A 24,328-nucleotide genomic window follows, 5' to 3' on the forward strand; every position below is an offset into this window, starting at 1 on the left:
TGCTCTCGGTTAACGGCACGGTTCTTAAACTACCTAGTCAATCGGAGTAAACGCTGGCGGGGCGCCGCTAGCGTGTCTCTCGATGCGCCTGGTGCTTACCGCAGTTGGGGCAGAACTTCTTCAGCTCCAGTCGGTCCGGGTCGTTCCGGCGGTTTTTCTTGGTGATGTAGTTGCGGTGCTTGCACACCTCGCATGCCAAGGTGATCTTCGGCCGTACGTCGGTACTGGACGCCATGACGGTTCTCTCTCGATTCTTGAAAAGATCTGTGCTGTTCTGTTGTAGCGATGGCCGGACTCGAACCGGCGACCTAACGATTATGAGTCGTTCGCTCTAACCGACTGAGCTACATCGCCTCTGGCCACCCCGTTTTGGGGTCGGGCCGCCACGCCTGCTCGGCGTCCGCCGAGCCCCCTAACGGAATCGAACCGTTGACCTTTTCCTTACCATGGAAACGCTCTACCGACTGAGCTAAGGGGGCCGTTCACCCGAAGCGATCAGTCGCGCGGGCCTAAAAGAGGGTACAACCCGGCTCGCAGCGGCACCAAACCACGAGTACCGATGGACGGCGACCCGCGGTGGTCACCCGAAATGCCCGGCTCACCCGGTCTCGCTGGAGCGGCGAGGCCGCCACGCGTTGAGGTCGCTGAATTCGTCGTACTCGTCGTCCTCTTCGTAGGAAGCTCCCTCACGAAGCAGGGTGCGCAACGCGAGATTGACGGCCTCACGCGCGTCGGCGACACGGAAGCGCTGGATCGCCTCGTCGACCAAATCGAGGTCGACCTCGATTTCGACCTTCTTCCTCATGCGCCAACAATACCCACTGGCAACGGACCCAACCCGGTGCTCCGAAGGGGTGTCGCGCCGCCGCCGGGCGGCGCGAACAAAGTGGTGGCGGACTACCCGCCGGGCCGCCGCGATCCGGGTCCTAGTCTGGTCACGTGTCAGATGACCGGCTCTACTTCCGTCAACTGCTCGCCGGCCGCGACTTCGCCGCCGGCGACATGTTCGCGACGCAGATGCGCAACTTCGCGTACCTGATCGGCGACCGGCAAACCGGGGATTGTGTGGTCGTCGACCCGGCGTATGCCGCCGGTGATCTCCTCGACACCCTCGAGGCCGACGGCATGCACCTGTCCGGGGTACTGGTGACGCACCACCACCCCGACCACGTCGGCGGATCGATGATGGGCTTCTCGCTGGCCGGCCTGGCCGAACTGCTGGAACGGGCGCCGGTGCCGGTGCACGTCAATACCCATGAGGCGCTGTGGGTTTCGCGAGTCACCGGGATCGGGGTCGGCGACCTGACCGCGCACGAGAACCACGACAAGGTCAGCATCGGCGACATCGAGATCGAGTTGCTGCACACCCCCGGCCACACCCCGGGCAGCCAGTGTTTTCTGCTCGACGGCCGCCTCGTCGCCGGTGACACGTTGTTCCTGGAGGGCTGCGGGCGCACCGACTTCCCCGGCGGCGACTCCGACGAGATGTACCGCAGCCTGCAGCGGCTCGCGACCCTGCCCGGGGACCCGACGGTGTTTCCGGGGCATTGGTATTCGGCGCAGCCCAGTGCCTCGCTGTCGGACGTCAAGCGGTCCAACTATGTGTATCGGGCCGCGGACCTTGACCAATGGCGAATGCTGATGGGTGGGTGATCGCTCGATGGCGCCCCTTCGGCGTCCGGCCCTGTGATATAAGCGGAGGGTGGATTCCATGGGTTGGATCCAGGACAGCTGGCATGGGGTCACGCACGTCGGGTCCAGCACCTGGATAGCGTGGGCAGCGTGGGCGGCGATCGCCCTCGCCGTCGTCACACTGGTCTTCACCAACAGCCAGATCACCCGCAACCGCCGCACCGCCGCGGAGCAGACCCGCCCGCACGTCGGGGTGTTCATGGAGCCGCATTCCGCCGACTGGCACGTGATCGAACTCGTGGTCCGCAACTTCGGCCGGACCGCGGCCTATGACATTCAGTTCTCGTTCGACAATCCGCCGACCGTGGCCGAATACGAAAGCGCCACCGACGGCTACGCCGACGTCGTCGAACTGCGCCTGCCCCGGGAGCTGCCGGTGCTGGCGCCCGGCCAGGAATGGCGCCTGGTGTGGGACTCCGCCCTCGACCGCGCCGAGATCGGCAGCGGCATCGAGTCGCGTTTCACCGGGACCGTCAGCTATTACGACCGCCCCGACCAGCCGCGCGGATGGCGATTCTGGCAGCGCGAGCGTTCCCCCCTGCGCACCGACGTCGTCCTGGACTGGGACGCCCTGCCACCCGTGCAGCGCATCGAGTTGATGACCACCCACGACCTGGCGAAGCGGGAGAAGGAAAAGCTGGAGCTGCTGCGCGGCCTGCTGACCTATTTCCACTACGCCAGCAAGGAGACCCGGCCCGAGGTTTTCCGCAGCGAGATCGAACGGATCAACGCCGCGGTTCGGGAGACCCAAGACCGCTGGCGCACCCGCCAACTCGACGAACCCACCGATGTGAGCCTGCGCTGGAGTAACGCCGAAGACGATCTGGGCAAACACCACAACCAGTCCGCCTGACGGCAAGGAGCAGGAGCACCCATGACCGCCCCGGTCCGCTACAGCACCAAGGACTCCCTCGCCGTCATCAGGATGGACGACGGCAAGGTCAACGCGCTGGGCCCGACCATGCAGCGGGCTCTGGGCGACGCGATCGACCAGGCCGAGCGGGACAACGCCGGGGCGCTGGTGATCACCGGCAACGAGCGGGTGTTCAGCGGCGGCTTCGACCTGAAGATCCTCACCTCCGGCGAGGTGCAGCCCGCGATCGACATGCTGCGCGGCGGGTTCGAGCTGGCCTACCGGCTCCTGTCGTTTCCGAAGCCGGTGGTGATGGCGTGCACCGGCCATGCGATCGCGATGGGGGCGTTCCTGTTGTCGTCGGGCGATCACCGGGTGGCGGCCCACGCCTACAACATCCAGGCCAACGAGGTCGCGATCGGCATGGTCATCCCGTATGCCGCGCTGGAGATCATGAAGCTGCGGCTGACGCCGTCGGGGTACCAGCAGGCCGCGGGGCTGGCCAAGACGTTCTTCGGCGAAACCGCCCTTGCCGCAGGCTTTATCGACGAGATCGTGCTGCCCGAGATGGTGCTGGACCGCGCGCAGGAGGCCGCCGCCGAATTCGCCGGCCTCAATCAGCGCGCGCATGCCGCCACCAAGCTGCGCGCCCGGGCCGACGCCCTGGCCGCCATCCGCGCCGGCATCGACGGGATCGAGGCCGAATTCGGGCTCTAGCCCGCTGATTTGCCCCTGGCTGAAGTGGTTTCGGGGCCCGCTGCCGGGGAAGTCCACGCCTGTGGCCACAGATCGCATCGCGGATCCCTGGGGGGCGCGCACCCCGTACGAACCCGGCACCCCATGGCCGGACCGGGTCGACACCTACCTCGCCGACGGCATCACCGCCGAGTCGGTGGACCGCTGGGTGCAATCGGCGGCGGTGCTGCACTCCAACGGCGACGGTCTGGACATCGCCGTCAAGGACGGCCGCATCGTGGGCGTGCGCGGGCGCGCCGTCGACCGCGTCAACCACGGGCGCCTCGACCCCAAGGACCTGTTCGGCTGGCAGGCCAACGCCTCCGCCGACCGGCTCACCACCCCGATGATCAGGGAGCGCGGCGAGCTGAAGCCGTGCGACTGGGACACCGCCATGCAGCGGATCGTCGACCGCAGCAAGCAGCTGCTCGACGGCTACGGCCCCAGCTCGATCGGCTTCTACACGTCCGGACAGTTGTTCCTGGAGGCCTACTACACGCAGGGCGCCATCGCGCACGGCGCGATCGGCACCAACCACGTCGACGGCAACACCCGGCTGTGCACCGCGACGGCGGCCGAGGCGCTGAAGGAGTCGTTCGGCTGCGACGGGCAGCCGGGGTCCTACACCGACGTCGACCACGCCGATGTCATCGCGTTGTTCGGGCACAACGTCGCCGAGACGCAGACGGTGCTGTGGGCGCGGATGCTGGACCGGCTGGCCGGGGCCTCGCCGCCGGCGATCGTCTGCGTCGACCCCCGGCTGACGCCGGTCGCCCGGCACGCCACCGTTCACCTGGCGCCGGTGCCGGGCACCAACGTCGCGTTGATGAACGGGCTGCTGCACGAGATCATCGGCAACGGCTGGATCGACCGGGACTACATCGACTCGCACACGGTCGGTTTCGACGAGCTGCGCGGCCGGGTCGAAGAGTTCGGACCCGAGCGGGTCGCCGACATCTGCGGCGTGCCGGCCGAGGACATCCGGCGCGCCGCGCAGCTGCTCGGCACCGCTAAGCGGCTGCTGTCCACCGTGCTGCAGGGCTTCTACCAGTCGCACCAGGCCACCGCGGCGGCCGTGCAGGTCAACAACATTCACCTGGTGCGCGGCATGCTGGGTAAGCCCGGCTGCGGGGTGCTGCAGATGAACGGGCAGCCGACGGCCGAGAACACCCGCGAATGCGGCGCCGACGGCGACCTGGCCGGTTTCCGCAACTGGTCCAACGACTCCCACGTCGCCGAGCTGGCCGCGTTGTGGAACCTCGAGCCCCTGCAGATTCCGCACTACGCCCCGCCGACGCACGCCATGCAGATGTTCCGCTTCGCCGAGGAGGGGACGCTGCGGATGTTGTGGGTCACCGCCACCAATCCCCTGGTGTCGCTGCCGGAGCTGGCCCGCATCCGCGACATCTTCTCCCAGGAGCGGCTGTTCCTCGTCGTCCAGGACATCTTCCTGACCGAAACCGCCGCGCTGGCCGACGTCGTGTTGCCCGCCGCGGCGTGGGCCGAGAAGACCGGCACCTTCACCAACGCCGACCGCACCGTGCACCTGTCCGAAAAGGCCGTGGATCCACCGGGTTCCGCGCGCCCGGACCTCGACATCTTCCTGGACTACGCGCGCCGGATGGACTTCCGCGACAAGGACGGCCAACCCTTCCCACCCTGGACCGATGCCGAGTCGGCGTTCGAGGCGTGGAAGCAATGCAGCGCGGGGCGGCCGTGCGACTACACCGGTCTGAGCTATGCGAAGCTGCGCGGCGGCAGCGGCATCCAATGGCCTTGCAACACAGAACATCCCGACGGCACCGAGCGTCTCTACGCCGACGCGAAGTTCTGGGCGGAACCCGACTACTGCGAGGCCTACGGCAAAGACATGATCACCGGCGCCCCGCTGCAGCCCGACGAGTACCGCTCGATGAACCCCTACGGCAGGGCGATCATCAAGGCGGCCCAATACGTTCCTCCCCATGAGCGGACCAGCCCGGATTTCCCGTTCGCGCTGATCACCGGACGCACCGTCTACCACTTCCACACCCGCACGAAAACCGCGCGGGCACAGCAACTTCAGCGGGCCGCCCCCGAGGTCTGGGTCGAGGTCTCGGCCGGCGACGCGCGCCGGCTGGGCATCGCCGACGGCGACCTGGTCGAGGTGAGCACGCCGCGGGGCTGCATCAGGTGCGCGGCGCGGGTCTGCGGTATCCGCGACGGCGTGTTGTTCGTGCCCTTCCACTACGGCTATTGGGATGCCGGGACCAACGGGCATCACCGGGCCGGCAACGAACTCACGCTGACCGATTGGGACCCGGTGTCCAAGCAGCCGATCTTCAAGACGGCCGCCGCCCGGCTGCGCAAAAGCCGGATGCGGCGAGCCGGCGGGAACGGCGCCGCCGCCCCGCCCGCGGCGGTTGCCGAAGCCTTGGGGGGTCAGGCGTGAAGCTCAAAATGGCGCTGCGCGAACTGCACCGCTCCGAACGCAAGCTGGCCCACGAACTCAACGTGGTCGCCGCGCGACACCACAGCGACCAGGACGTCAGCCACCTGGCGCAGGACCTGGCCGGCTGGTCACGCCATCACCTCGCCGAGCTGGCGCGGCACGGCCGCCACTACGGCCTGCACCTGTCCACCGATCCCCGCACCGGCGCGGTCACCGGTTTCCTGCAATCGCGCCTCAGCGGCCTGCTGCGGCACCGGCCGGAGCCGGGGCTGATGCTGCTCGCCGACCTACGCCGGATTCACCGCCTGTCCGCGGGGGTGTCGCTGGACTGGGAGCTGCTGGCCCAGGGGGCGCAGGCCGCCAAGGATTCCGAACTGCTGAGCCTGGCCTCGCGCTGTCATCCCGAGACGCTGCGCCAGATGCGCTGGGCCAACGCGATGCTCAAAGAGCTTTCGCCGCAAGTGTTGATGAACTGAAACGGCGAACGCGGTGACCGCCATCGGCGGCCACCGCGTTCCTCTCGCCTCCTCGCCGCCAGTCTGGCACGTGCGCGACGAGCCGTCACTTCACCCGGCGGGGCGACGGCTTACCGGAACCGGTCCAGATAAGCCGGCCAATCCCACGTCGACAGGAACGCCTGCGCCGCCGCATAGCCGCTCTCGTACAGCTCTTCGAGGCGGCCCTTGGGGATGTCGAAGTCGAGCACGCCGACATCGGTCGACTCGACCGCGATGGCGCGGGCCGCCACCCACGGCCGGCTGAGATGGGTCTGGTCGTGGCCGGCCAGCATGGTGGTGACCAGGCTTTCCAGCAACGCCGTCTGTTCGAAGAAGCGCAACGGTTTCAGGGCCGGCATCACCGCGCCGATGCCCTCGGTGAGCCTCGGCAGCACCGTGATCCCGAACGTGGGCCAGCGCGGGGCCCTGCCGTCGGGGCGGTCGAAGGTGTCGATCGGGAAATTCGACAGCACGCCGCCGTCGACCAGGGTGGACGTCGAGCCGTCGGCGCCCGTCAGCTTGACCGGGCGATAGAAGAACGGGATCGCCATCGAGGCGCGCACCGCGTCGGCCACCGGCTGCTCGTCGGGGTCCAGGCCGTAGAGCCGCCGAAAGTCCCACGGGAACCGCACCAGCTGCGCCGCGGTCAGGTCGGCGACGGTGACCACCAGCTTGTCGCGCCGCCCCTCGAGCAGGCGGTCGTCGTCGAGGTGCAGATCGCCGAAGCGGGTGACCCCGAAGTTCTTCAACTCGCTGCGGATCCAGTCGTAGGCCACGTCGCCGCGGTACATGCTGGAATCGGTGACCAGCCCCCAGGCCGCACCCAGGTAGGGCACGGGTCCGGCGTCGCGCCACTTACGCAGGGGGACCGAGAACGCGAGCTCCTTGACCTGCGCGCCGGTCAGCTGCCCATCGGTGGATCCGGCCGCCAGGATCGCCGCGACCACCGAACCGGCCGAGACCCCCGACACCCGCTTGATCGAATACCCGGCATCCATCAGCGCGACGATGGCGCCCACCAGCCCGATGAACTTGACGCCCCCGCCGGAGAGCACCAGATCGACGGGCTTCGGCTGGTGTGCGGTGGATTCCATCTACCGCTCCGACGAAACCCATTGATAGGGAAGGAATTTCCCGTCGAACGTGACCACGACGCGGTCACCGGACGGGTGCGGCTTCTTCTGGATGTCGACACTGAAGTTGATCGCGCTCATGATCCCGTCACCGAACTGTTCGGCGATCAGCTCCTTGAGCGCTCCGCCGTAGACCTGCAGGGCCTCGTAGAAGCGGTAGACGGTCGGGTCGGTCGGTACGGCGGTGGGCAGGCCGCCCCGCATGGGCGCCGCCGCCAGCACGGGCACCACCGACTCGTCGAGGCCGAGCAGCTCGGCCAGGGTCTTTGCTTGCTCGACCGGAATCGGGTGCTGCCCGAGCAACGCCGAGGTCGTCCACACCACCGGCCTGTCGATGGCGTCGGCCAGTTGTTGCCACGTCAGCCCCTTCGCCAGGCGCGCGACGACGATCTGTTCGGTGAGTTCGGTTCTCGTCATGGGTCCCAGCATGCACGCCGGCCCGATCGCGCCTCAGCCCGGTTTGGTCGCGGTGACCAGCCGCGTGGAGAACCACGGGCCGCCGTACCACATCCGCCAGCCGAGGTTGCGCCGCCGCACATTGCGCCAGCCCAGTTCGCGCAGCCGCTCGGCGTGCTGACGCGTCTCCCAGAGGTCCGCGATCGCGAGCCGGCCGCCCGGCCGCAGCACCCGCGCGGCTTCGTCGAGCGCCCGCCGCCGGCCGGCGTGGCCGTCGATGTTGTGGATGGCCAGGTTGCTCACGATCACGTCGACGCTCTCGTCGGCCAGCGGCAGCGCGGTCATGTCGGCGGTGCGCACCTCGACGCGGTCGGCGACGCCTTCGGCGACCGCATTGGCCAGCGTGGCCTGCCGCGAGTTGTCCGTCTGGTCGGCCTGCCACAGGTCGACACCGATCGCGCGGCCCCGCGGCAACCGCTTGGCCGCGGCCAGCAGCACCGCGCCGCGCCCGCACCCGAGGTCGAGCACCGTCTCGTCGCCGGCGAGCCGCAGATCGCGCAGAACCCGGTCCCACACAACGAATTTCCCGGACCGCGTCGCGTACATGTACAGGAGCGCGTTGCCGGCGATGCCGGCGCTCGACACCGCCGCCAGCCCCGCCCGGAGCCGCTTGCCGCGCGCCCAGCTGATCGCGGCCCAGACGGCCAGGGCGACAACTTGAGCGCCGACGCCCAGCGCCTGGGTTCGCGCCGAGAACTTGTGAAACGAACCGTCGACTCCGTAATCGCCCTGGTGGTCATGCATGCCCCTTAGCTTACGACTCAGCAAGTCGCCGAAGGTTTTTCACGCGTCTCACCACCGGCCGTGATGCACCACCTCGGAAAACGGCCGGCGATTCGGTGTGCGGATCGGGCGCAGCGGGCGATCGGCGGGATAGCCCACCCCGAGCAGGAAAGCCACCAGGTGATCGTCGGGAACACCCAGGATGGCGCGCGCCTTCTCCTGATCCCCGACCGACGAGTGGCCGGTCCCGATTCCCAGGTCGGTGGCCGCGATCATCATCGCCATGGTGGCCTGGCCGATGTCGTAGTTGTCGGTGACCACCCGGCGCTCGTCGGGCGGCACCGGCGCCACGATCGCGATCGCGGCCGGCGCCGCGGCGATATGGCCGGCGCCCCGCCAGACCGTGGAAAGCTCCTGCAGCTGGGCGCGGTCGGTGACGATGACGAAGTCCCAGGGCTGACGGTTTTTGGCCGACGGCGCACGCCATCCGGCTTCGGCGATCCGGTCGAGGTCCTCGTCGGAGATCGCCCGCGGCTGATACTCGCGCACATTGCGCCGCGCGCAGATCGCGTCCCAAGCATCCATCTGGTTCCCTCCCTCGCGGCTGTTCCCCAAGTATCGGCGAAGCCCGCCCAAGTTTGCGTACGACGAAATCGGGAAAGTCGTGGTGACGTGGTGAACCACCCGGGCGGGCGGCTCGTGAACAACTGAATGCCCCAAGTCAGAAAGGCGGGTGGCCGCCGTGGCAGAGCACCTGACGCCGCACTTCGAAGAGGTCCAAGCCCACTACGACCTCTCGGACGACTTCTTCCGGTTGTTCCTCGACCCCACCATGACCTACAGCTGCGCGTACTGGGACCGCGGCCGAGATATCACGCTGGAAGAGGCCCAGCTGCGCAAGATCGACCTCTCGCTGGGCAAGCTGGGCCTGCGGCCGGGGATGACGCTGCTGGACGTGGGCTGCGGCTGGGGCGCCACGGCGCGCCGCGCGATCGAGAAGTACGACGTCAACGTCATCGGATTGACCCTGTCGGCACACCAGGCCGCCCACGTGCAGAAGCTCTTCGACTCGATGGACACCGAACGCAGCCGGCGGGTGCTGCTGCACGGCTGGGAGGAGTTCGACGAGCCGGTGGACCGGATCGTCTCCATCGGCGCCTTCGAGCACTTCGGGTACGACCGCTATGACGATTTCTTCGCGATGGCACACCGCCTCCTGCCCGACGACGGGGTGATGCTGCTGCACACGATCACCATGCTGACCCCGCAGCAGATCGTCGAGCGGGGCCTGCCGATGACCGAGGAGCAGACCAGCTTCAACGAATTCATCGCCACGGAGATCTTCCCGGGCGGGCAGTTGCCGGCCATCGAGATCGTCGAGTTCCACGCGTCCAAGATGGGTTTCAACCTCAAACGCCGGCAGTCGCTGCAGCTGCACTACGCCCGGACCCTCGACCACTGGGCCGAGGCCCTGGAGGCCCACCACAGCGAGGCCGTCGCGATCCAGTCCGAAGAGGTGTATCAGCGCTACATGCGCTACCTGACCGGCTGCGCCGACGCGTTCCGGGCCGGCTACATCGACGTCAACCAGTTCACCCTGGCGAAGTAGGCACCCCGCCCCGGGCGCCGGGGTTTATCGTGACAGCGCAATGCCGCTTCATCTGCACCGCGCCGAGCGCACCGATCTGTTGGCCGACGGGCTCGGCGCTCTGCTGGCCGATCCCCCGGCCGACCCGTTCGCCCCCGAGCTCGTCGTGGTCCCGGCGCGCGGGGTGGAGCGCTGGCTGAGCCAGCGGCTGTCGCACGTGCTCGGTCGGGCCCGCGGCGGCGGGGTTTCCGGCGGGGTGTGCGCCGGGGTTTCGTTCCGCAGCCCCGGCTCGCTGATCGCCGAGATCGCCGGCACCGCCGACGACGATCCGTGGTCGCCGGAGGCCATGGCGTGGCCCCTTCTGGAGGCGATCGACCACTCGCTGGACGAACCGTGGTGCCGCCCGCTGGCGACCCATGTCGGTCACTTCCACACCGGCGCGGAGGCCGAGCTGCGCCGGGGGCGCCGGTACGAGGTGGCGCGCCGGTTGGCCGGGCTGTTCGCCTCCTACGCACGGCAGCGCCCGCAACTGCTGATCGACTGGCTGGGCGGCGACCCGGGCGATCTCGATGAGGACCTGCGCTGGCAGCCGGAGCTGTGGCGGGCGCTGGTGTCGCGGGTCGCGGCCGATCCCCCGCACATTCGCCACGCCAAGACCCTCGCGCGGCTGTCCGAGGCGCCCAGTGACCTGCCCGCGCGGCTGTCGCTGTTCGGGCACACCCGGTTGTCGCGCACCGACTCCGAGCTGCTGGCCGCCCTGGCCATCCACCACGAGCTGCACCTGTGGCTGCCGCACCCCAGCGACCGGCTGTGGCGCGCGCTGGCCGGCACGCGCGGGGCGATCCCCCGCCGCGAGGACACCAGCCACCGCGCCGTGGGCCACCCGCTGCTCGCCACCCTGGGGCGGGACCTGCGCGAGCTGCAGCGCGGCCTGCCGGCGGACGCGCAGACCGACGAGTACCTGCCCGGCGAGGCGCGCCCGGACACGCTGCTCGGCTGGGTGCAGTCCGACATCGCCGCCAACGCCGTGCGGCCGCAGGGGCGCGCGCTGGCCGACGACGACCGGTCGGTCCAGATCCACAACTGCCACGGCCCGGCCCGCCAGGTCGATGTGCTGCTCGGCCTGCTGGCCGACGACCCGACGCTCGAACCGCGCGACATCCTGGTGATGTGCCCGGACATCGAAACCTATGCGCCGCTGATCGTGGCCGACTTCGGCCTGGGCGACGTGGTGCACGGCGCGCATCCCGCCCACCAGCTACGGGTGCTCCTGGCGGATCGCTCACTGGTCCAGACCAATTCGCTGCTGGCTGTGGCCTCCCAACTGCTGGGGCTCGCCGGCGGCAGGGTGACGGCCACCGAGGTGCTCAACCTGGCACAGGCCGCCCCGGTGCGCGCCCGGTTCGGGTTCACCGACGACGATCTGGAGGCCATCACCCGCTGGGTGCGCCAAGCCAACATCCGGTGGGGATTGGACCAGGAGCACCGGCGGCCCTACCACGTCGACTTCGTGCACAACACCTGGCGTTTCGGCATCGACCGGATCTTGGCCGGCGTCGCGATGTCCGACGATTCGAACGCATGGATCGACGCGACGCTGCCGCTCGACGACGTGAGCAGCAACCGGGTCCCGTTGGCCGGCCAGTTCGCCGAATTCGTCGCCCGGCTGCACCACGTGGTCGACTCCCTCACCGGCACAAGGACATTGACCGAGTGGCTGGCCACCCTCGCCGGCGCCATCGCCTCGTTGACGCGGGTGCACGAGTCCGAGGAGTGGCAGACCGGTCAGGTGCAACGGGAGTTCGCCGCGGTCCTGGCGCAGGCCGGGTCACGGGGCGGCACGATGCTGCGACTGCCCGACATCCGCGCGCTGCTGACCCGGCACCTCGCCGGGCGCCCCACGCGGGCCAACTTCCGCACCGGCACGCTGACGGTGTGCACCATGGTCCCGATGCGCTCGGTCCCCCACCGGGTGGTGTGCCTGGTCGGCCTGGACGACGGGCTGTTCCCGCGTCTCGGTGTCGTCGACGGGGACGACGCGCTGGCCCGCCGCCCGATGGCCGGGGAACGCGACATCCGTTCGGAGGACCGGCAATTGCTGCTCGACGCGATCGGCGCCGCCACCGAGAAACTGGTGATCACGTACACCGGCGCCAACGAATATTCGGGGCAGCCGCGCCCACCCGCGGTGCCGCTGGCCGAATTGCTGGACGCCCTCGACGTGACGACGCCGACGAAGGTGCGCCACCGCATCGTGATCGAGCATCCGTTGCAGCCGTTCGACGTTCGCAACGTCATCCCCGGCGAACTGGTGCCGAAGGTGCCGTTCAGTTTCGACCCCACGGTGCTGCGCGCGGCGCGCGCGGCCACCGGCGAACACACCGAACAACCCAAATTCGTTGCGGCGCCGCTGCCGCCCCCGCCGGCCGACGACGTCAACCTCGCCGACCTCGTCGGCTTCTTCAAAGACCCGGTGAAGGGCTTCTTCCGCGCCCTGGAATTCACGCTGCCCTACGACGTCGACGGCGTCCAAGACGCCATGCCGGTCGACATCAACGGCCTCGAGGAGTGGACCGTCGGCGACCGGATGCTGGGCGACATCCTGCGCGGGATGAGCCCCGATGACGCGCGGCAGGCCGAATGGCGCCGCGGCACACTGCCCCCCGGCCAGCTGGGCTGGCGCAAGGTCACCGAGATCCGCGACCAGGCCGCCGCGCTGGCGCTCGAGGCGCTGCGGCATCGGCAAGACCACCGATCGGCCGCCGCCTATGACGTCGACGTCGACCTGGGCGCCGGTCGCCGGCTCACCGGCACGGTGTCGCCGGTCTACGACGACGCCCTGGTGTCGGTGACCTATTCGAGGCTGGACGGCAAGCACCTGCTCGAATCGTGGATTCCGTTGCTGGCGTTGGCCGCTCACGACCCCGGCCGCGACTGGTCGGCGGTGTGCATCGGCCGGATGCGCCGCGGCAGAAGCATCCGGGTCGAGGGGCTGGGGCCACCGGACGGCGATCCCGTCGAGGTGCTGCGCGAGCTGGTGACGATCTACGACGCGGGACGGCGGGAACCGATCCCGTTGCCCATCAAGACGTCCTACGCGTGGGCGGCGGCCCGGCACGGCGGCGACGACCCGGCGGCCGAGGCGCGGCGCCGGTGGAAGACCAGCGACCGCTTCCCGGGTGAGGACCAGGCGCCGGCGCACGTGCGGGCGTGGGGGCGCGGCGCGCCGTTGGACGATCTGATGCAGCCGGTGCGGCCGGGCGAGGAGTGCGACGGCGAGGACAACCGGCTCGGCGCGTATGCGGCCCGGCTGTGGCTGCCGATGCTGCGCGCCGAGCGGAAGCTCATCTGATGCAGCGCTTCGACCTGTTGGGCCCGTTGCCGGCCGAGCGCTCAACCACCGTGCTGGAGGCCAGCGCGGGCACCGGCAAGACGTTCGCGTTGGCGGGCCTGGTGACGCGGTATCTCGCCGACGGCGCGGCGAGCCTCGATCAGATGCTGCTCATCACGTTCGGCCGCGCCGCCAGCCAGGAACTGCGGGAACGTGTCCGCTGCCAAATCGTCGCCGCGGTAAGGGTTTTCGCCGACCCGTCGACGGTCGGCGACAACCAGCTGGTGGCGTACCTGCTGGACGGCACGGACGATCAGCGCGCGGCGCGCCGACAGCGTCTCCGCGACGCGCTGGCCGGCTTCGACGCGGCGACCATCGCCACCACCCACCAGTTCTGCCAGCTGGTGCTGCGCTCGCTCGGCGTGGCCGGCGACACCGCCGCCAGCGTGACCCTGCTCGACAGCCTCGACGACCTGGTGACCGAGATCGTCGACGACCTCTACCTGGCGCACTTCGGGCAGGAGCGCGACGACCCGGCGCTGCACTACTCCGAGGCGCTGCGGCTGGCCCGCGAGGTGGTCAACAACCCGTCGACCCAGCTGCGGCCGCGCGACCCGGACCCCGATTCGCGGGCCGCCGTCTGCCTCCGGTTCGCCAATGACGTTCTGGCCGAGCTTGATACGCGCAAGCGCCGGCTGGGCGTCCTCGGCTACGACGACCTGCTGACCCGGCTGGCCGACGCGCTGGCCACCGACGGCTCCCCCGCCCGGCTGCGGATGCACCAGCGTTGGCCGATCGTCATGGTCGACGAGTTCCAGGACACCGACCCGGTGCAATGGCAGGTCATCGACCGCGCGTTCAGCGGGCGCTCCACGGTGATCCTGATCGGCGACCCCAAACAGGCGATCTATGCGTTTCGCGGGGGCGACATCGTGACCTACCTGCGGGCGGCCCAGACGGCGGGTGAGCGCAAGACGCTGGACATCAACTGGCGCAGCGATTCCGCGCTCGTGGCGCGGCTGCAGGTGGTGCTGCGCGGCGCCCAGCTCGGTGACCCCGCGATCGTGGTGAACGATGTCGGCGCGCATCACCGCGGCCACCGGCTCGCCGGCGCGCCCCGCAACGACCCGTTCCGGTTGCGCGTCGTGTCGCGAAAAACACTGGGACGCCGCGGCATTCAAAACCTGCCCATCGACGAACTGCGCGAGCACATCGGCGCCGACCTCGCCGCCGACATCCGCGCCCTGCTCGCCGCCGGCGCCACGTTCGACGGCGAGCCCCTGCAGGCCCGCGACATCGCGGTCATCGTGGAACGGCACCGGGACGCGCACGCCTGCTTCAAGGCCCTGTGCGACGCCGGCGTTCCCGCGGTCTACACCGGCAACACCGACGTGTTCACCTCCGAGGCCGCCGAGGACTGGTTGTGCCTGCTGGAGGCCTTCGACCAACCGCACCGGCCCGGCATGGTCCGCGCCGCCGCGGCGACGATGTTCTTCGGCGAGACGGCCCAAACGCTGGCGGCCGGCGGCGACGCCCTGACGGACCGGATCGCGAAAACGCTGCGGGAGTGGGCCGGTCACGCCCGGGAACGCGGCGTCGCGGCCATCTTCGAGGCCGCCCAGCTGCTGGGTATGCGCGATCGCGTGCTCGGCTGGCGGGGCGGCGAGCGGCACATGACCGACCTGGCGCACGTCACCCAGCTGCTGCAGGAGGTCGCCCACCGCGAGCATTACGGACTGCCGGCGCTGCGCGACTGGCTGCGCCGGCAACGCGACGAGCGTGGCGGCGCCCCCGAACGCAACCGCCGGCTCGACAGCGACGCCGCCGCCGTGCAGATCATGACCGTCTTCGTCAGCAAGGGCCTGCAATATCCGATCGTGTACCTGCCGTTCGCGTTCAACCGCAACACCCAGGACAGCGACGTGGTGCTGTTCCACGACGAGGACGGCACGCGTTGCCTGCACGTCGGCGGCAAGGACAGCCCCGACTTCAAAACCGTTGAGCGGCTGGGCCGTAAAGAGGATGCCAGCGACGACAGCAGGCTGACCTACGTCGCGTTGACCCGGGCGCAGGCACAGGTGGTGGCGTGGTGGTCACCGGCGTACTTCGAGCCCAACGGCGGCCTGTCGCGGCTGCTACGCGGGCGCCGGCCCGGCGACCCGGTCGTTCCGGACCGATGCGAACCCGCGAAGGTCTCCGACGATGACGCACTGGCCCGGTTGCGCGAATGGGAGGCCGCGGGCGGGCCGGTCATCGAGGACTCGGTGGTGGCGCCCGCGCCGTCGCTGCCGCCCGCGCCGGTGCCCCGGCACCTGGACAGCCGCCACTTCCACCGCGCCATCGACACCACGTGGCGGCGCACCTCCTATTCGGGACTGATCCGGGTGGCCCAGGCCAGCGGGGTCGGCAGCGAGCCCGACGTCGCCGGGCTCGACGACGAGGTCGGCGATATCCCGTTGTCCTCCCCGGCCGCCGGGCCGGACGTGCCCTCGCCGATGGCGGACCTTCCGGCGGGCGCGACGTTCGGCTCCCTGGTCCACGCCGTGCTGGAGACGGCCGACCCGTTCGCCGCGGATCTGACCGCCGAGCTCGAGGAGCACATCCGGGAGCATTCGGCGTGGTGGCCGGTCGCCGCGACCCCCGAGGAGCTGGCCGCGGCGATGGTGCCGATGCACGACACCCCGCTGGGACCGCTGGCGGGTGGGTTGACGCTGCGCCGCATCGGGCTCTCGGATCGGTTGCGGGAACTGGACTTCGAGCTTCCGCTGGCTGGCGGCGATCGGCCGTCGGTGGGGCCGGAGGCCCGCCTGGCGGACCTGGCGCCGCTGCTGCGCGAGCACCTGCCGCACGACGATCCGCTGGTGTCGTATGCCGACCGGCTGACGGACCGGGCGCTCGGTGACCAGTCGTTGCGCGGGTACCTCACCGGCTCGATCGACGCCGTGCTCCGGATTCCCGACGGCGCGGGGCACCGCTTCGTGGTGGTGGACTACAAGACCAACCGGCTCGGGGATCCCGAGCGGCCGCTGACGGCCGCCGACTACGACCGGCCGCAAATGGCGGAGGCGATGCTGCACTCGGACTATCCGCTGCAGGCGTTGCTGTACTGCGCGGTGCTGCACCGGTTCCTGCGGTGGCGGATACGCGATTACGACCCGGACAGGCACCTCGGCGGTGTGCTCTACCTGTTCGTGCGCGGCATGTGCGGCGCGGACACCCCGGTGCGCGACGGGCACCCGTGCGGCGTCTTCAGTTGGCGGCCACCGCCGTCGTTGATCACGGCCCTGTCGGACCTGCTCGACGCCCGGACGGTGCCCGCATGACGGCAGACGTGATGTTCGCGACCGGATTGCTGCGCACGTTCAGCGATGCCGGCGTCTTCGAGGCGGCGGACGTGCATGTGGCGCAACGGCTTACCGCGCTCACCGGCGAGTCCGACGAACGGGTCGCCCTGGCGGTCGCGCTGGTGGTGCGCGCGCTGCGGGGCGGTTCGGTCTGCGTCGATCTCCGCGCCACGCCCGGGCTGCTCGGCGACGCCGAGCTGCCGTGGCCCGGCGCCGACGACTGGCTGGCGGCGGTGCAGGCCAGCGCGTTACTCGGGCCGCCGCCGGTGCTGCGGTTTTTCGGCGATCTGCTGTACTTCGACCGGTACTGGCTCGAGGAGGAGCAGGTGTGCACCGACCTGCTGGCCCTGTCGGCGTCGCCGGTCGGCATCGAATCGTCCAGTTACGAACGGCTTTTCGAGCCCGGGTACGAGGAGCAGCGGGCCGCCGCCGAAATCGCGGTGTCGCAGGCGGTGACCGTGCTGACCGGCGGCCCCGGCACCGGCAAGACCACCACGATCGCGCGGCTGCTCGCCCTGCTCCTCGAGCATGCCGAGCGGGCCGGGATGCCGCCGCCCCGGATCGCGCTGGCCGCACCGACCGGCAAGGCGGCGGCGCGGCTGGCCGAGGCGGTGGCCGCGGGAGCCCGCCGGCTCGGCGCGGCCGACCGGGCGCGGCTGGCCGGCCTGTCCGGGACCACGCTGCACCGGCTGCTGGGTCCCCGGCCGGATACGTCGGTGCGGTTCAAGCACAATCGCGCCAACCGGCTGCCGCACGACGTCATCGTGGTGGACGAGACGTCGATGGTGTCGTTGACGATGATGGCCCGGCTGGCCGAAGCGGTCCGCCCGGACTCCCGGTTGATTCTGGTCGGCGACCCGGACCAGTTGGCCTCGGTGGAGGCGGGCGCCGTGCTGGCCGACCTGGTGGACGGGCTGTCCGCCCGCGGCGACGTGCGGGTGGCCGCCCTGCGCACGCCGCACCGATACGGCACGTCGATCGGCGCGCTGGCCGAGGCGATCCGGGTCGGCGACGCGGACCGGGTGGTGGAGCTGCTGGCGGCCGGGGGCGAGCACGTCGAGTGGGTGGATGCACAGCGCCCGGCCGATCGGCTGCGCGAGGTGCTCGTCGCGCACGCGCTGCGGCTGCGGTCGGCCGCGCTGCTGGGCGCGGCCGACGAGGCGCTGGCCACGCTGGACGAACACCGGCTGCTGTGCGCGCACCGCGAGGGCCCGTACGGGGCGACGCACTGGAACACGTTGGTGCAGAAGTGGATTGCCGAGGCGACGGGGCAGCCGGCATGGTCGCAGTGGTACGCCGGGCGCCCGCTGCTGGTGACCGCCAACGACTACGGCCTGCGGCTCTACAACGGCGACACCGGTGTGGCGGTGGCCGGCGCGGAGGGCCTGCGGGCGGTCATCGCCGGTGCCAGCGGGCCGCTAGACTTCGCGACCAGCCGTCTCGGCGAGGTGGAGACGATGCACGCCATGACCATCCACAAGAGTCAGGGCAGCCAGGCCGACGAGGTGACCGTGCTGATACCGCCGGAGGATTCGCGACTGCTGACGCGGGAACTGTTCTACACGGCCGTCACCCGGGCGCAGACCAGGGTGCGGGTGGTCGGGCCCGAGGCCTCGGTGCGCGCGGCGATCGAGCGCCGGGCGATGCGGGCCACCGGATTGCGGCAACGGCTGCGGGCCGACGCCGCCGCGACGTGACGGATGGCGGGGGCGCGGGCGACGGTCCCGCCCCGGCGTCCCAACCCGTCTCGCGGCGGGGCCCGGTCGTGCGCCTCGCCGTGTTCGCGGCCTTCCTGGCCGTGGTGTTCTACCTGGTGGCCGTCGCGCACGTCATCGACATCGAGGAGATCCGGCGGGTGGTGTCGGCCACCGGGCCGGCGGCCCCGCTGACCTACGTCGTGGTCTCGGCGGTGGCCGGGGCGCTGTTCGTGCCGGGCTCGATTCTGGCCGCGGGCAGCGGATTGTTGTTCGGTCCGCTACTGGGCGTGTTCGTGACGCTGGGCGCGACGGTGGGCACCGCGATCGTGGCGAGTTTCGTCGGCCGCCGGGCGGGTCGCGACAGCGCCCGGGCGCTGCTGGGCGCGCAGCGCGCCGACCGCTTCGACGCCCTGATCGGGCGCCGGGGGCTGTGGGCGGTGGTCGGGCAGCGTTTCGTTCCCGGCATCTCGGACGCGCTGGCCTCGTACGCGTTCGGGGCGTTCGGAGTTCCGTTGTGGCAGATGGCCGTTGGCGCGTTCATCGGTTCGGTTCCGCGGGCCTTCGTCTACACTGCACTGGGCGCCTCGATCGGCAACCGGTCGTCGCCGCTGGCCTACGCGGCGATCGCGGTGTGGTGCGTGAGCGCCATCGTCGGCGCGTTCGCCGCCCACCGCGGGTACCGGAGATGGCGCGCTCACGCCGGCCGTGACGCGGACACCGGTTCGCCAGAGCCGGGTTCCGAAGCCCGCTAGCCAACCAGCCGGGCGAAGCGGGTCGGCGCGATCTGACCTAGCGGCGATCGGATCTAGTGGCGATCGCGAACCCCGTTATGCCGCCCCTGGATTGTCGGCTTCGTCGTCGTTGCTTTCGTGGTGGAGGAGTTTTTCGGGGTGGTGGTAGGTGTTGGTGGGGGGTTGGCCGCGCTCGAGGTGGGGTGGTGGTTTCCATTCGGTCTCGCCGCGGGTGTTCTTTCGGGTGGTCCAGCCGCCGGGGTCCAGCATGCGGTGATGCGGGCCGCAGGCGAAGGTCAGCTGGTTGATGTCGGTGCTGTGACACTTGCTGTAGTCGGTGACGTGGTGGACTTCGCAGTAATAGCCCGACACGGTGCATCCCGGGGCGGTGCAGCCGCGGTCCTTGGCGTACAACACGATTCGCTGCCCCGGGGAGGCCAGCCGCTTGGTGTGATAGAGCGCCAGGGCCTTGCCCTTATCGAAAATCGCCAAGTAGTGATGCGCGTGGCGGGCCAGGCGGATCACCTCACTCATCGGCAGGATGGTGCCCCCGCCGGTCAGGGCTCGCCCGGCGGCGGCCTCCAACTCGGCCAGGGTGGTGGTGACGATGATGGAGGCCGGTAACCCGTTGTGCTGACCCAACTCCCCAGAGGCCAACAGCCCACGCAGCCCGGCCAGCAGGGCATCGTGGCCGCGCTGAGCAGCCGAACGGGTATCACGGTCGATGGCGGCCTGGCTGGGCGTGCCCTCCACACACGGAATGTCATCGAGCGGGTTGCACATCCCCGGGGCACCGAGTTTGGCCTCCACGGCTTCGAGGGTGGCGCGTAGTTCGGGGGTGATCAGGCCCCGCAACTCCGACATGCCGTCGGCTTGTTGGTTGCCCAGGGTCACCCCGCGGCTGCGGGCCCGGTCCTCGTCGGTGAACGTGCCATCGGGGTTAAGCGCATCGGTGAGCCCGCGGGCCAATTCTTTGAGGTGTTCGGGGCCGAACTGGGTGCCGAACCCGGCCAGTTGGGCTTCGGCGAACTCACGCGCCGCAGCGCTCACCCAGCCGGGTAGTTGGTAGTAGAACTTGCGGATCACGGCCACCTGACCCGCGCCCAGGTCTCCGGCGCGCTGGGCCGCCGCGGTGGCCGCCAACACCGGCGGCAACGGTTCACCGGTCAGGCCGTGGCGCTGACCTAAATCGGCGGCCTCTTTGATACGCCGAGACGCTTCGTGACGGCTGATCAGGGTGCATTCCGTCAAAGCATGGGACAAGCCGCCGCCCAGATCCTGGGACGGGACTTGGCGGGCCAGCGAATTGAGCAGCGGATGCTCAATGACCGGGATGCGCCGGCGCAGCCTCTCACAGCGCTCCAACACCGCCAGCTGCTGCTGAACGGTCAACGCGTCGAGCACCAACGCACACGCGCGGTCCACCTCGGCATCGAGCGCGTCGAACACCGCGTCGACATCGGGCAGACCAGTGGAACTCACACCGCCAAACTATCGACACACACCGACAAAAAACCCCGGATTGTGACCACTGAAACCACAGTGACACAAGGAATTTCGATATGCGTTTTCCGTATTCGAAAACGCGTCCGCGTCAGGCGTCGCGACGGCTTGGCCAAGGAGAGAAGGCGACTCGGGACCCTAGCCGGCCGCCCGCTGCGCCGCGACGAACAGGTTCCCGGGCACGTAGTCCCGCACCTCCTTGGCCGCCGCTCGGCCATAGCCGGCCATCAACTCGTCGGACGGTGTCACCGTCACGTCCCAGCCATGACGGCCGAACCACTCGCCGACGTCCTCGCGCTCCTCGAAGTACCACAGCTCGTCGGTCCTCGGCACCTGCCGGTCGGGATCGACCTCGGCCATCAGCGCCGCGATGCGATCCATCCGCTCCCGGCGCCTCGCGCGAAGCTGGGGGTCGAGGAACTTGGGGCCCAGCGCCTCCACGGCCACCCGGCTGCCGGGGACGGTGAGTCCCTGAATGCGTTCGAACAGCAGCTCCTGCGCCGCGGCCGGCAGATAGGGCATCAACCCCTCGGCCGACCACACGCTGGGCGCGCTGACGTCAAAACCCGCCTGCCGCAACGCTTCCGGCCAATCCTGGCGCAGGTCCACCGCGACGGGGACGCGGTGACAGGCGGGCTGCGCGCCGTGCTCGGCGAGCGTCGACGCCTTGAAGTCCAGCACCCGGGGCTGGTCGAGCTCGTAGACCGTCGTCCCCGCCGGCCAGGCCAACCGCCACGACCGCGCGTCCAGACCCGCCGCCAAGATCACCGCCTGCCGGATGCCGGCGGCCGTCGCGTCGAGGAAGAACTGGTCGAAAAACGCGGTGCGCGAGGCCATGTAGCCGACCATCGATTGCATCTGCAGCGGCAGCGTCGGTTCGGCTTCGACGACAGCGTCAGGTAGTCGCCCCGCCGAATGCCAGTTCCACACGCCGTCACCGGCGGCGTCGAGGAAGAGCTGGGCGAACGGATCGCTGATCAACGGGTTCTCGCCGCGGGTCTCCGCGGCGCGGGCGGCGGCCACGCCCAGGGCGGTCGCCCCCACGCTCTCGGTGATCTCCCAGCTGTCGTTGTCGGTCCTGGCCACGCGCACGTCCTTCCCACTTCGCTAGCAGGGCTACGTACCCGACCCTACGCGCGGCGGATGAGTGGCAGCTGTCCCCGAGCCGGGTATTGAAGTTAACTTGTCGGCGAGCCCATCGGCAGGGGCGAATCCGAAGGATCGTTGATACATGCGAGTTGACGGGCGCGACATCCCCGTTTCCGGCAGCCTGCTGCAGCCACTGACCCGACGGACCAACGACATCCTGCGACTCGTCCTGGCCTCGCTCTTTTTGGCGCTGGTGATCACGGGTTCGTTGGTCACCCGCCCGCAGTGGATCGCGCTGGAGAAATCCGTCTCGCAGATCGTGGGCGTCCTGTCGCCCACCCAATCCGACGTGGTGTACCTGGCGTACGGGCTGGCGATCGTGGCCCTACCGTTCATGATCCTCATCGGCCTGATCGTCGCCGGGCAGTGGAAGCTGCTGGGCGCTTACGCGACCGCGGGGCTGAGCGCGATCGTGCTCTTGTCGATCAGCGGCACCGGCCTGGCGGCGCCCCGCTGGCACTTCGACGTCCACGACCGGCTGAGCACGCTGCCGGCGCAGCTGCTCGACGACCCGCGGTGGATCGGGATGCTGGCGGCGGTGCTGACGGTGTCGGGGCCCTGGCTGCCGGCGCGCTGGCGGCACTGGTGGTGGGCGCTGCTGTGGGCCTTCGTCCCGATCCACCTGGTGATCAGCGCCGTCGTTCCGGCGCGATCGCTGGTGGGGCTGGCGGTCGGGTGGGTGGTCGGCGCGCTGGTGGTGCTGGTGGTCGGCACCCCCGCGCTCGAGGTGCCGCTGGACGCCGCGGTGCGCGCGATGGCCAAAGCCGGCTTGGTCGTCTCGCGGCTCACTGTGGTCCGGCCGGCCGGGCGTGGCCCGCTGATTCTTTCGGCCGACGGCGACGACGATTCCGGCCGGACGGCGCTGGTCGAGCTGTACGGCCCGCACCAGCGCAGCGGCGGTGCGCTGCGCCAGCTGTGGGGGAAGCTGAAGCTGCGCGACACCGAGACCGCTCCCCTGGTGACGTCGATGCGGCGCGCGGTGGAGCATCGCGCGTTGATGGCGATCGCCATCGGTGACGCCGGCCTGGCCAACACCGCGACGGTCGCCCTCGCCCCGTTGGACCGGGGATGGATGCTGCACTCGCACAAGCCCGCTCGGGGCACGCCCATCGACCGCTGCGCGGCGACGACGCCCGTCGTCCGGCTGTGGGAAGCGCTGCGGATCCTCAACGACCGCCAGATCGCCCACGGCGATCTGCGCAGCCAGCACATCACCGTCGACGACGGCGCGGTGTTGTTCGGCAGCTTCGGCAGCGCCGAGTACGGCGCGACCGATGCCCAGCTGCAGTCGGATATCGCGCAGCTGCTGGTGACGGCGTCGGCGCTGTATGACCCGAAGTCCGCGGTGCGCGCCGCGATCGAGGTGTTCGGCGCGGACACCATTTTGTCGGCGTCCCGCCGGCTCACCAAAGTCGCTGTGCCGCGGTTCATTCGGCGGTCGGTGCCGGACGCCGGCACGGTCATCTCCGCCGCACGCGCGGAGGTGAAGCGCCAAACCGGCGCCGATCAGATCAAGCCGCAAACCATCACCCGCTTCACCCGCAGCCAGATGATCCAGCTGGTGCTCTTCGGCGCGCTGGTCTATGTCGCGTATCCTTTCATCAGCACGGCACCGACGTTCTTCTCGGAGCTGAAGACGGCGAACTGGTCGTGGGCGCTGGTGGGCCTGCTGGTGTCGGCACTCACCTACGTCGGTGCGGCCGCGGCGCTGTGGGCCTGCGCCGACGGCATGGTGAACTTCTGGACGCTGTCAATCGCCCAGGTGGCCAACACTTTTGCCGCGACCACCACGCCCGCCGGGGTCGGCGGGCTGGCGCTGTCGACGCGGTTTCTGCAGAAGAGCGGCCTGTCGGCCATGCGGGCGACCGCGGCGGTGGCGCTGCAGCAGTCGGTGCAGGTGATCGCCCATATCGCGCTGCTGGTCGTGTTCAGCGCCGCCGCCGGCGCCTCGATGAATCTCTCCCATTTCGTGCCGAGCGCGACCCTGCTGTACCTGATCGCGGGTGTGGCGCTGGGCATCATCGGGACGTTCTTGTTCGTGCCCACGCTGCGGCGGTGGCTGTCCACCGAGGTGCGCCCGAAGCTGAACGAGGTGGTCGGCGACCTGGTGAAGCTCGCCCGCGAGCCGCGGCGACTGGCGCTGATCCTGCTGGGCTGCGCGGGCACCACCCTCGGCGCGGCGCTCGCGCTGTGGGCCAGCATCGAAGCCTTCGGCGGGGGAACGACATTCGTCGCCGTCACGGTCGTCACGATGGTCGGTGGGACGCTGGCCTCGGCCGCCCCGACCCCCGGCGGCGTCGGTGCCGTCGAGGCGGCGCTGATCGGTGGCCTGGCCGCCTTCGGGGTGCCGGCGGCGATCGGTGTGCCGTCGGTGCTGCTGTACCGGATGCTGACCTGCTGGCTGCCGGTGTTCGTCGGGTGGCCGGTGATGCGCTGGCTGACCACCAACGAGATGATCTGAGGAA

Annotated in this window: 18 protein-coding genes, 2 tRNA genes and 1 pseudogene; 11 read left to right on the forward strand and 10 right to left on the reverse strand. The window is 70.0% G+C overall.

Going from position 1 to position 24,328, the window contains the following annotated elements; all coding sequences use genetic code 11:
• Window positions 1–67: 67 nt before the first annotated feature.
• The 4 genes from rpmG to W7S_RS22200 all read right to left on the reverse strand — a co-directional run bounded on the left by rpmG (window position 68) and on the right by W7S_RS22200 (window position 805).
• Window positions 68–235 carry a 50S ribosomal protein L33 gene (gene rpmG / locus W7S_RS22185; RefSeq protein WP_003898538.1) on the reverse strand — a complete coding sequence of 56 codons (168 nt, stop codon included), beginning with the start codon at window positions 233–235 and terminating at the stop codon, window positions 68–70.
• Between the two features lie 45 nt (window positions 236–280).
• A tRNA-Met gene (locus W7S_RS22190) sits at window positions 281–354 on the reverse strand.
• Window positions 355–406: 52 nt separating this feature from the next.
• Window positions 407–479, reverse strand: a tRNA-Thr gene (locus tag W7S_RS22195).
• Window positions 480–598: 119 nt separating this feature from the next.
• Window positions 599–805, reverse strand: coding sequence for a type II toxin-antitoxin system VapB family antitoxin (locus tag W7S_RS22200; protein ID WP_008260951.1), 207 nt, complete (start codon window positions 803–805; stop codon window positions 599–601).
• A 134-nt stretch (window positions 806–939) separates the two neighbouring features.
• Between W7S_RS22200 and W7S_RS22205 the strand changes: the two genes are divergently transcribed.
• From W7S_RS22205 to W7S_RS22225, 5 genes and pseudogenes are all read left to right on the forward strand, one after another.
• The gene (locus W7S_RS22205) at window positions 940–1,653 is read left to right on the forward strand and encodes an MBL fold metallo-hydrolase (RefSeq protein ID WP_008260952.1); all 714 of its coding nucleotides are present in this window, start codon (window positions 940–942) and stop codon (window positions 1,651–1,653) included.
• 58 nt (window positions 1,654–1,711) lie between these two features.
• Window positions 1,712–2,553 (forward strand): annotated as a pseudogene (locus W7S_RS22210) (hypothetical protein); the annotation flags it as partial.
• A gap of 13 nt (window positions 2,554–2,566) precedes the next feature.
• Window positions 2,567–3,262, forward strand: coding sequence for a crotonase/enoyl-CoA hydratase family protein (locus W7S_RS22215; protein ID WP_014712410.1), 696 nt, complete (start codon window positions 2,567–2,569; stop codon window positions 3,260–3,262).
• A gap of 61 nt (window positions 3,263–3,323) precedes the next feature.
• Complete coding sequence (locus W7S_RS22220) at window positions 3,324–5,711, forward strand: molybdopterin oxidoreductase family protein (RefSeq protein ID WP_008260957.1); 2,388 nt, start codon at window positions 3,324–3,326, stop codon at window positions 5,709–5,711.
• Entirely contained in the window at window positions 5,708–6,187 is a 480-nt protein-coding gene (locus tag W7S_RS22225) for a hypothetical protein (RefSeq protein ID WP_008260959.1), read from the forward strand. The genes W7S_RS22220 and W7S_RS22225 overlap by 4 nt, the downstream gene beginning before the upstream one ends.
• Window positions 6,188–6,297: 110 nt before the next feature.
• Here the strand turns inward: W7S_RS22225 and W7S_RS22230 are convergent, their stop codons facing one another.
• From W7S_RS22230 to W7S_RS22245, 4 genes are read right to left on the reverse strand one after another with little or no spacing between them, the layout of a single operon-like run.
• A complete protein-coding gene (locus W7S_RS22230) occupies window positions 6,298–7,302 on the reverse strand; it encodes a patatin-like phospholipase family protein (RefSeq protein WP_008260961.1) in 1,005 nt (334 codons plus the stop codon).
• Complete coding sequence (gene cynS, locus W7S_RS22235) at window positions 7,303–7,770, reverse strand: cyanase (protein ID WP_014385825.1); 468 nt, start codon at window positions 7,768–7,770, stop codon at window positions 7,303–7,305.
• 21 nt (window positions 7,771–7,791) lie between these two features.
• Window positions 7,792–8,541, reverse strand: coding sequence for a class I SAM-dependent methyltransferase (locus W7S_RS22240; RefSeq protein WP_008260964.1), 750 nt, complete (start codon window positions 8,539–8,541; stop codon window positions 7,792–7,794).
• A gap of 48 nt (window positions 8,542–8,589) precedes the next feature.
• Window positions 8,590–9,105 carry a nitroreductase family protein gene (locus W7S_RS22245; protein ID WP_008260966.1) on the reverse strand — a complete coding sequence of 172 codons (516 nt, stop codon included), beginning with the start codon at window positions 9,103–9,105 and terminating at the stop codon, window positions 8,590–8,592.
• Window positions 9,106–9,262: 157 nt separating this feature from the next.
• Between W7S_RS22245 and W7S_RS22250 the strand changes: the two genes are divergently transcribed.
• The 5 genes from W7S_RS22250 to W7S_RS22270 are packed head-to-tail and all read left to right on the forward strand — an operon-like array spanning window position 9,263 to window position 19,232.
• A complete protein-coding gene (locus tag W7S_RS22250) occupies window positions 9,263–10,129 on the forward strand; it encodes a cyclopropane mycolic acid synthase family methyltransferase (RefSeq protein ID WP_008260968.1) in 867 nt (288 codons plus the stop codon).
• A 40-nt stretch (window positions 10,130–10,169) separates the two neighbouring features.
• Window positions 10,170–13,460, forward strand: a complete 3,291-nt coding sequence (recC, locus tag W7S_RS22255) for an exodeoxyribonuclease V subunit gamma (protein WP_014712411.1) — start codon at window positions 10,170–10,172, stop codon at window positions 13,458–13,460.
• Window positions 13,460–16,762: an exodeoxyribonuclease V subunit beta gene (recB, locus tag W7S_RS22260; protein ID WP_008260972.1), complete on the forward strand. Its 3,303-nt coding sequence runs from the start codon at window positions 13,460–13,462 to the stop codon at window positions 16,760–16,762. Before recC ends, recB begins: the two co-directional genes overlap by 1 nt.
• Window positions 16,759–18,480, forward strand: a complete 1,722-nt coding sequence (gene recD / locus W7S_RS22265) for an exodeoxyribonuclease V subunit alpha (RefSeq protein WP_020823625.1) — start codon at window positions 16,759–16,761, stop codon at window positions 18,478–18,480. Before recB ends, recD begins: the two co-directional genes overlap by 4 nt.
• Window positions 18,477–19,232, forward strand: coding sequence for a TVP38/TMEM64 family protein (locus W7S_RS22270; RefSeq protein ID WP_008260976.1), 756 nt, complete (start codon window positions 18,477–18,479; stop codon window positions 19,230–19,232). The genes recD and W7S_RS22270 overlap by 4 nt, the downstream gene beginning before the upstream one ends.
• Before the next feature lie 75 nt (window positions 19,233–19,307).
• Here the strand turns inward: W7S_RS22270 and W7S_RS22275 are convergent, their stop codons facing one another.
• Together W7S_RS22275 and W7S_RS22280 are read right to left on the reverse strand one after the other, a co-directional pair.
• Window positions 19,308–20,693 (reverse strand): HNH endonuclease signature motif containing protein, encoded by a 1,386-nt coding sequence (locus W7S_RS22275; protein WP_008260978.1) that lies wholly within the window; start codon window positions 20,691–20,693, stop codon window positions 19,308–19,310.
• Window positions 20,694–20,852: 159 nt separating this feature from the next.
• A complete protein-coding gene (locus tag W7S_RS22280) occupies window positions 20,853–21,800 on the reverse strand; it encodes a class I SAM-dependent methyltransferase (protein ID WP_008260979.1) in 948 nt (315 codons plus the stop codon).
• 145 nt (window positions 21,801–21,945) lie between these two features.
• On the opposite strand from W7S_RS22280, the gene W7S_RS22285 reads away from it, so the two are divergent.
• Window positions 21,946–24,324, forward strand: a complete 2,379-nt coding sequence (locus W7S_RS22285) for a lysylphosphatidylglycerol synthase transmembrane domain-containing protein (RefSeq protein WP_008260980.1) — start codon at window positions 21,946–21,948, stop codon at window positions 24,322–24,324.
• The last annotated feature ends 4 nt before the right edge of the window (window positions 24,325–24,328 follow it).

It is taken from the genome of Mycobacterium sp. MOTT36Y (assembly GCF_000262165.1).
Classification (GTDB): Bacteria; Actinomycetota; Actinomycetes; order Mycobacteriales; family Mycobacteriaceae; genus Mycobacterium; species Mycobacterium intracellulare.

Bases quoted from the DNA above. Each gene is read 5' to 3' on its own strand.
- W7S_RS22230 (WP_008260961.1), bottom strand. From the start codon at position 7,302: ATGGAATCCACCGCACACCAGCCGAAGCCCGTCGATCTGGTGCTCTCC.
- W7S_RS22285 (WP_008260980.1), top strand. From the start codon at position 21,946: ATGCGAGTTGACGGGCGCGACATCCCCGTTTCCGGCAGCCTGCTGCAG.
- W7S_RS22215 (WP_014712410.1), top strand. From the start codon at position 2,567: ATGACCGCCCCGGTCCGCTACAGCACCAAGGACTCCCTCGCCGTCATC.
- cynS (WP_014385825.1), bottom strand. From the start codon at position 7,770: ATGCTGGGACCCATGACGAGAACCGAACTCACCGAACAGATCGTCGTC.
- W7S_RS22245 (WP_008260966.1), bottom strand. From the start codon at position 9,105: ATGGATGCTTGGGACGCGATCTGCGCGCGGCGCAATGTGCGCGAGTAT.
- W7S_RS22240 (WP_008260964.1), bottom strand. From the start codon at position 8,541: ATGCATGACCACCAGGGCGATTACGGAGTCGACGGTTCGTTTCACAAG.
- rpmG (WP_003898538.1), bottom strand. From the start codon at position 235: ATGGCGTCCAGTACCGACGTACGGCCGAAGATCACCTTGGCATGCGAG.
- recC (WP_014712411.1), top strand. From the start codon at position 10,170: ATGCCGCTTCATCTGCACCGCGCCGAGCGCACCGATCTGTTGGCCGAC.
- recB (WP_008260972.1), top strand. From the start codon at position 13,460: ATGCAGCGCTTCGACCTGTTGGGCCCGTTGCCGGCCGAGCGCTCAACC.
- W7S_RS22200 (WP_008260951.1), bottom strand. From the start codon at position 805: ATGAGGAAGAAGGTCGAAATCGAGGTCGACCTCGATTTGGTCGACGAG.
- recD (WP_020823625.1), top strand. From the start codon at position 16,759: ATGACGGCAGACGTGATGTTCGCGACCGGATTGCTGCGCACGTTCAGC.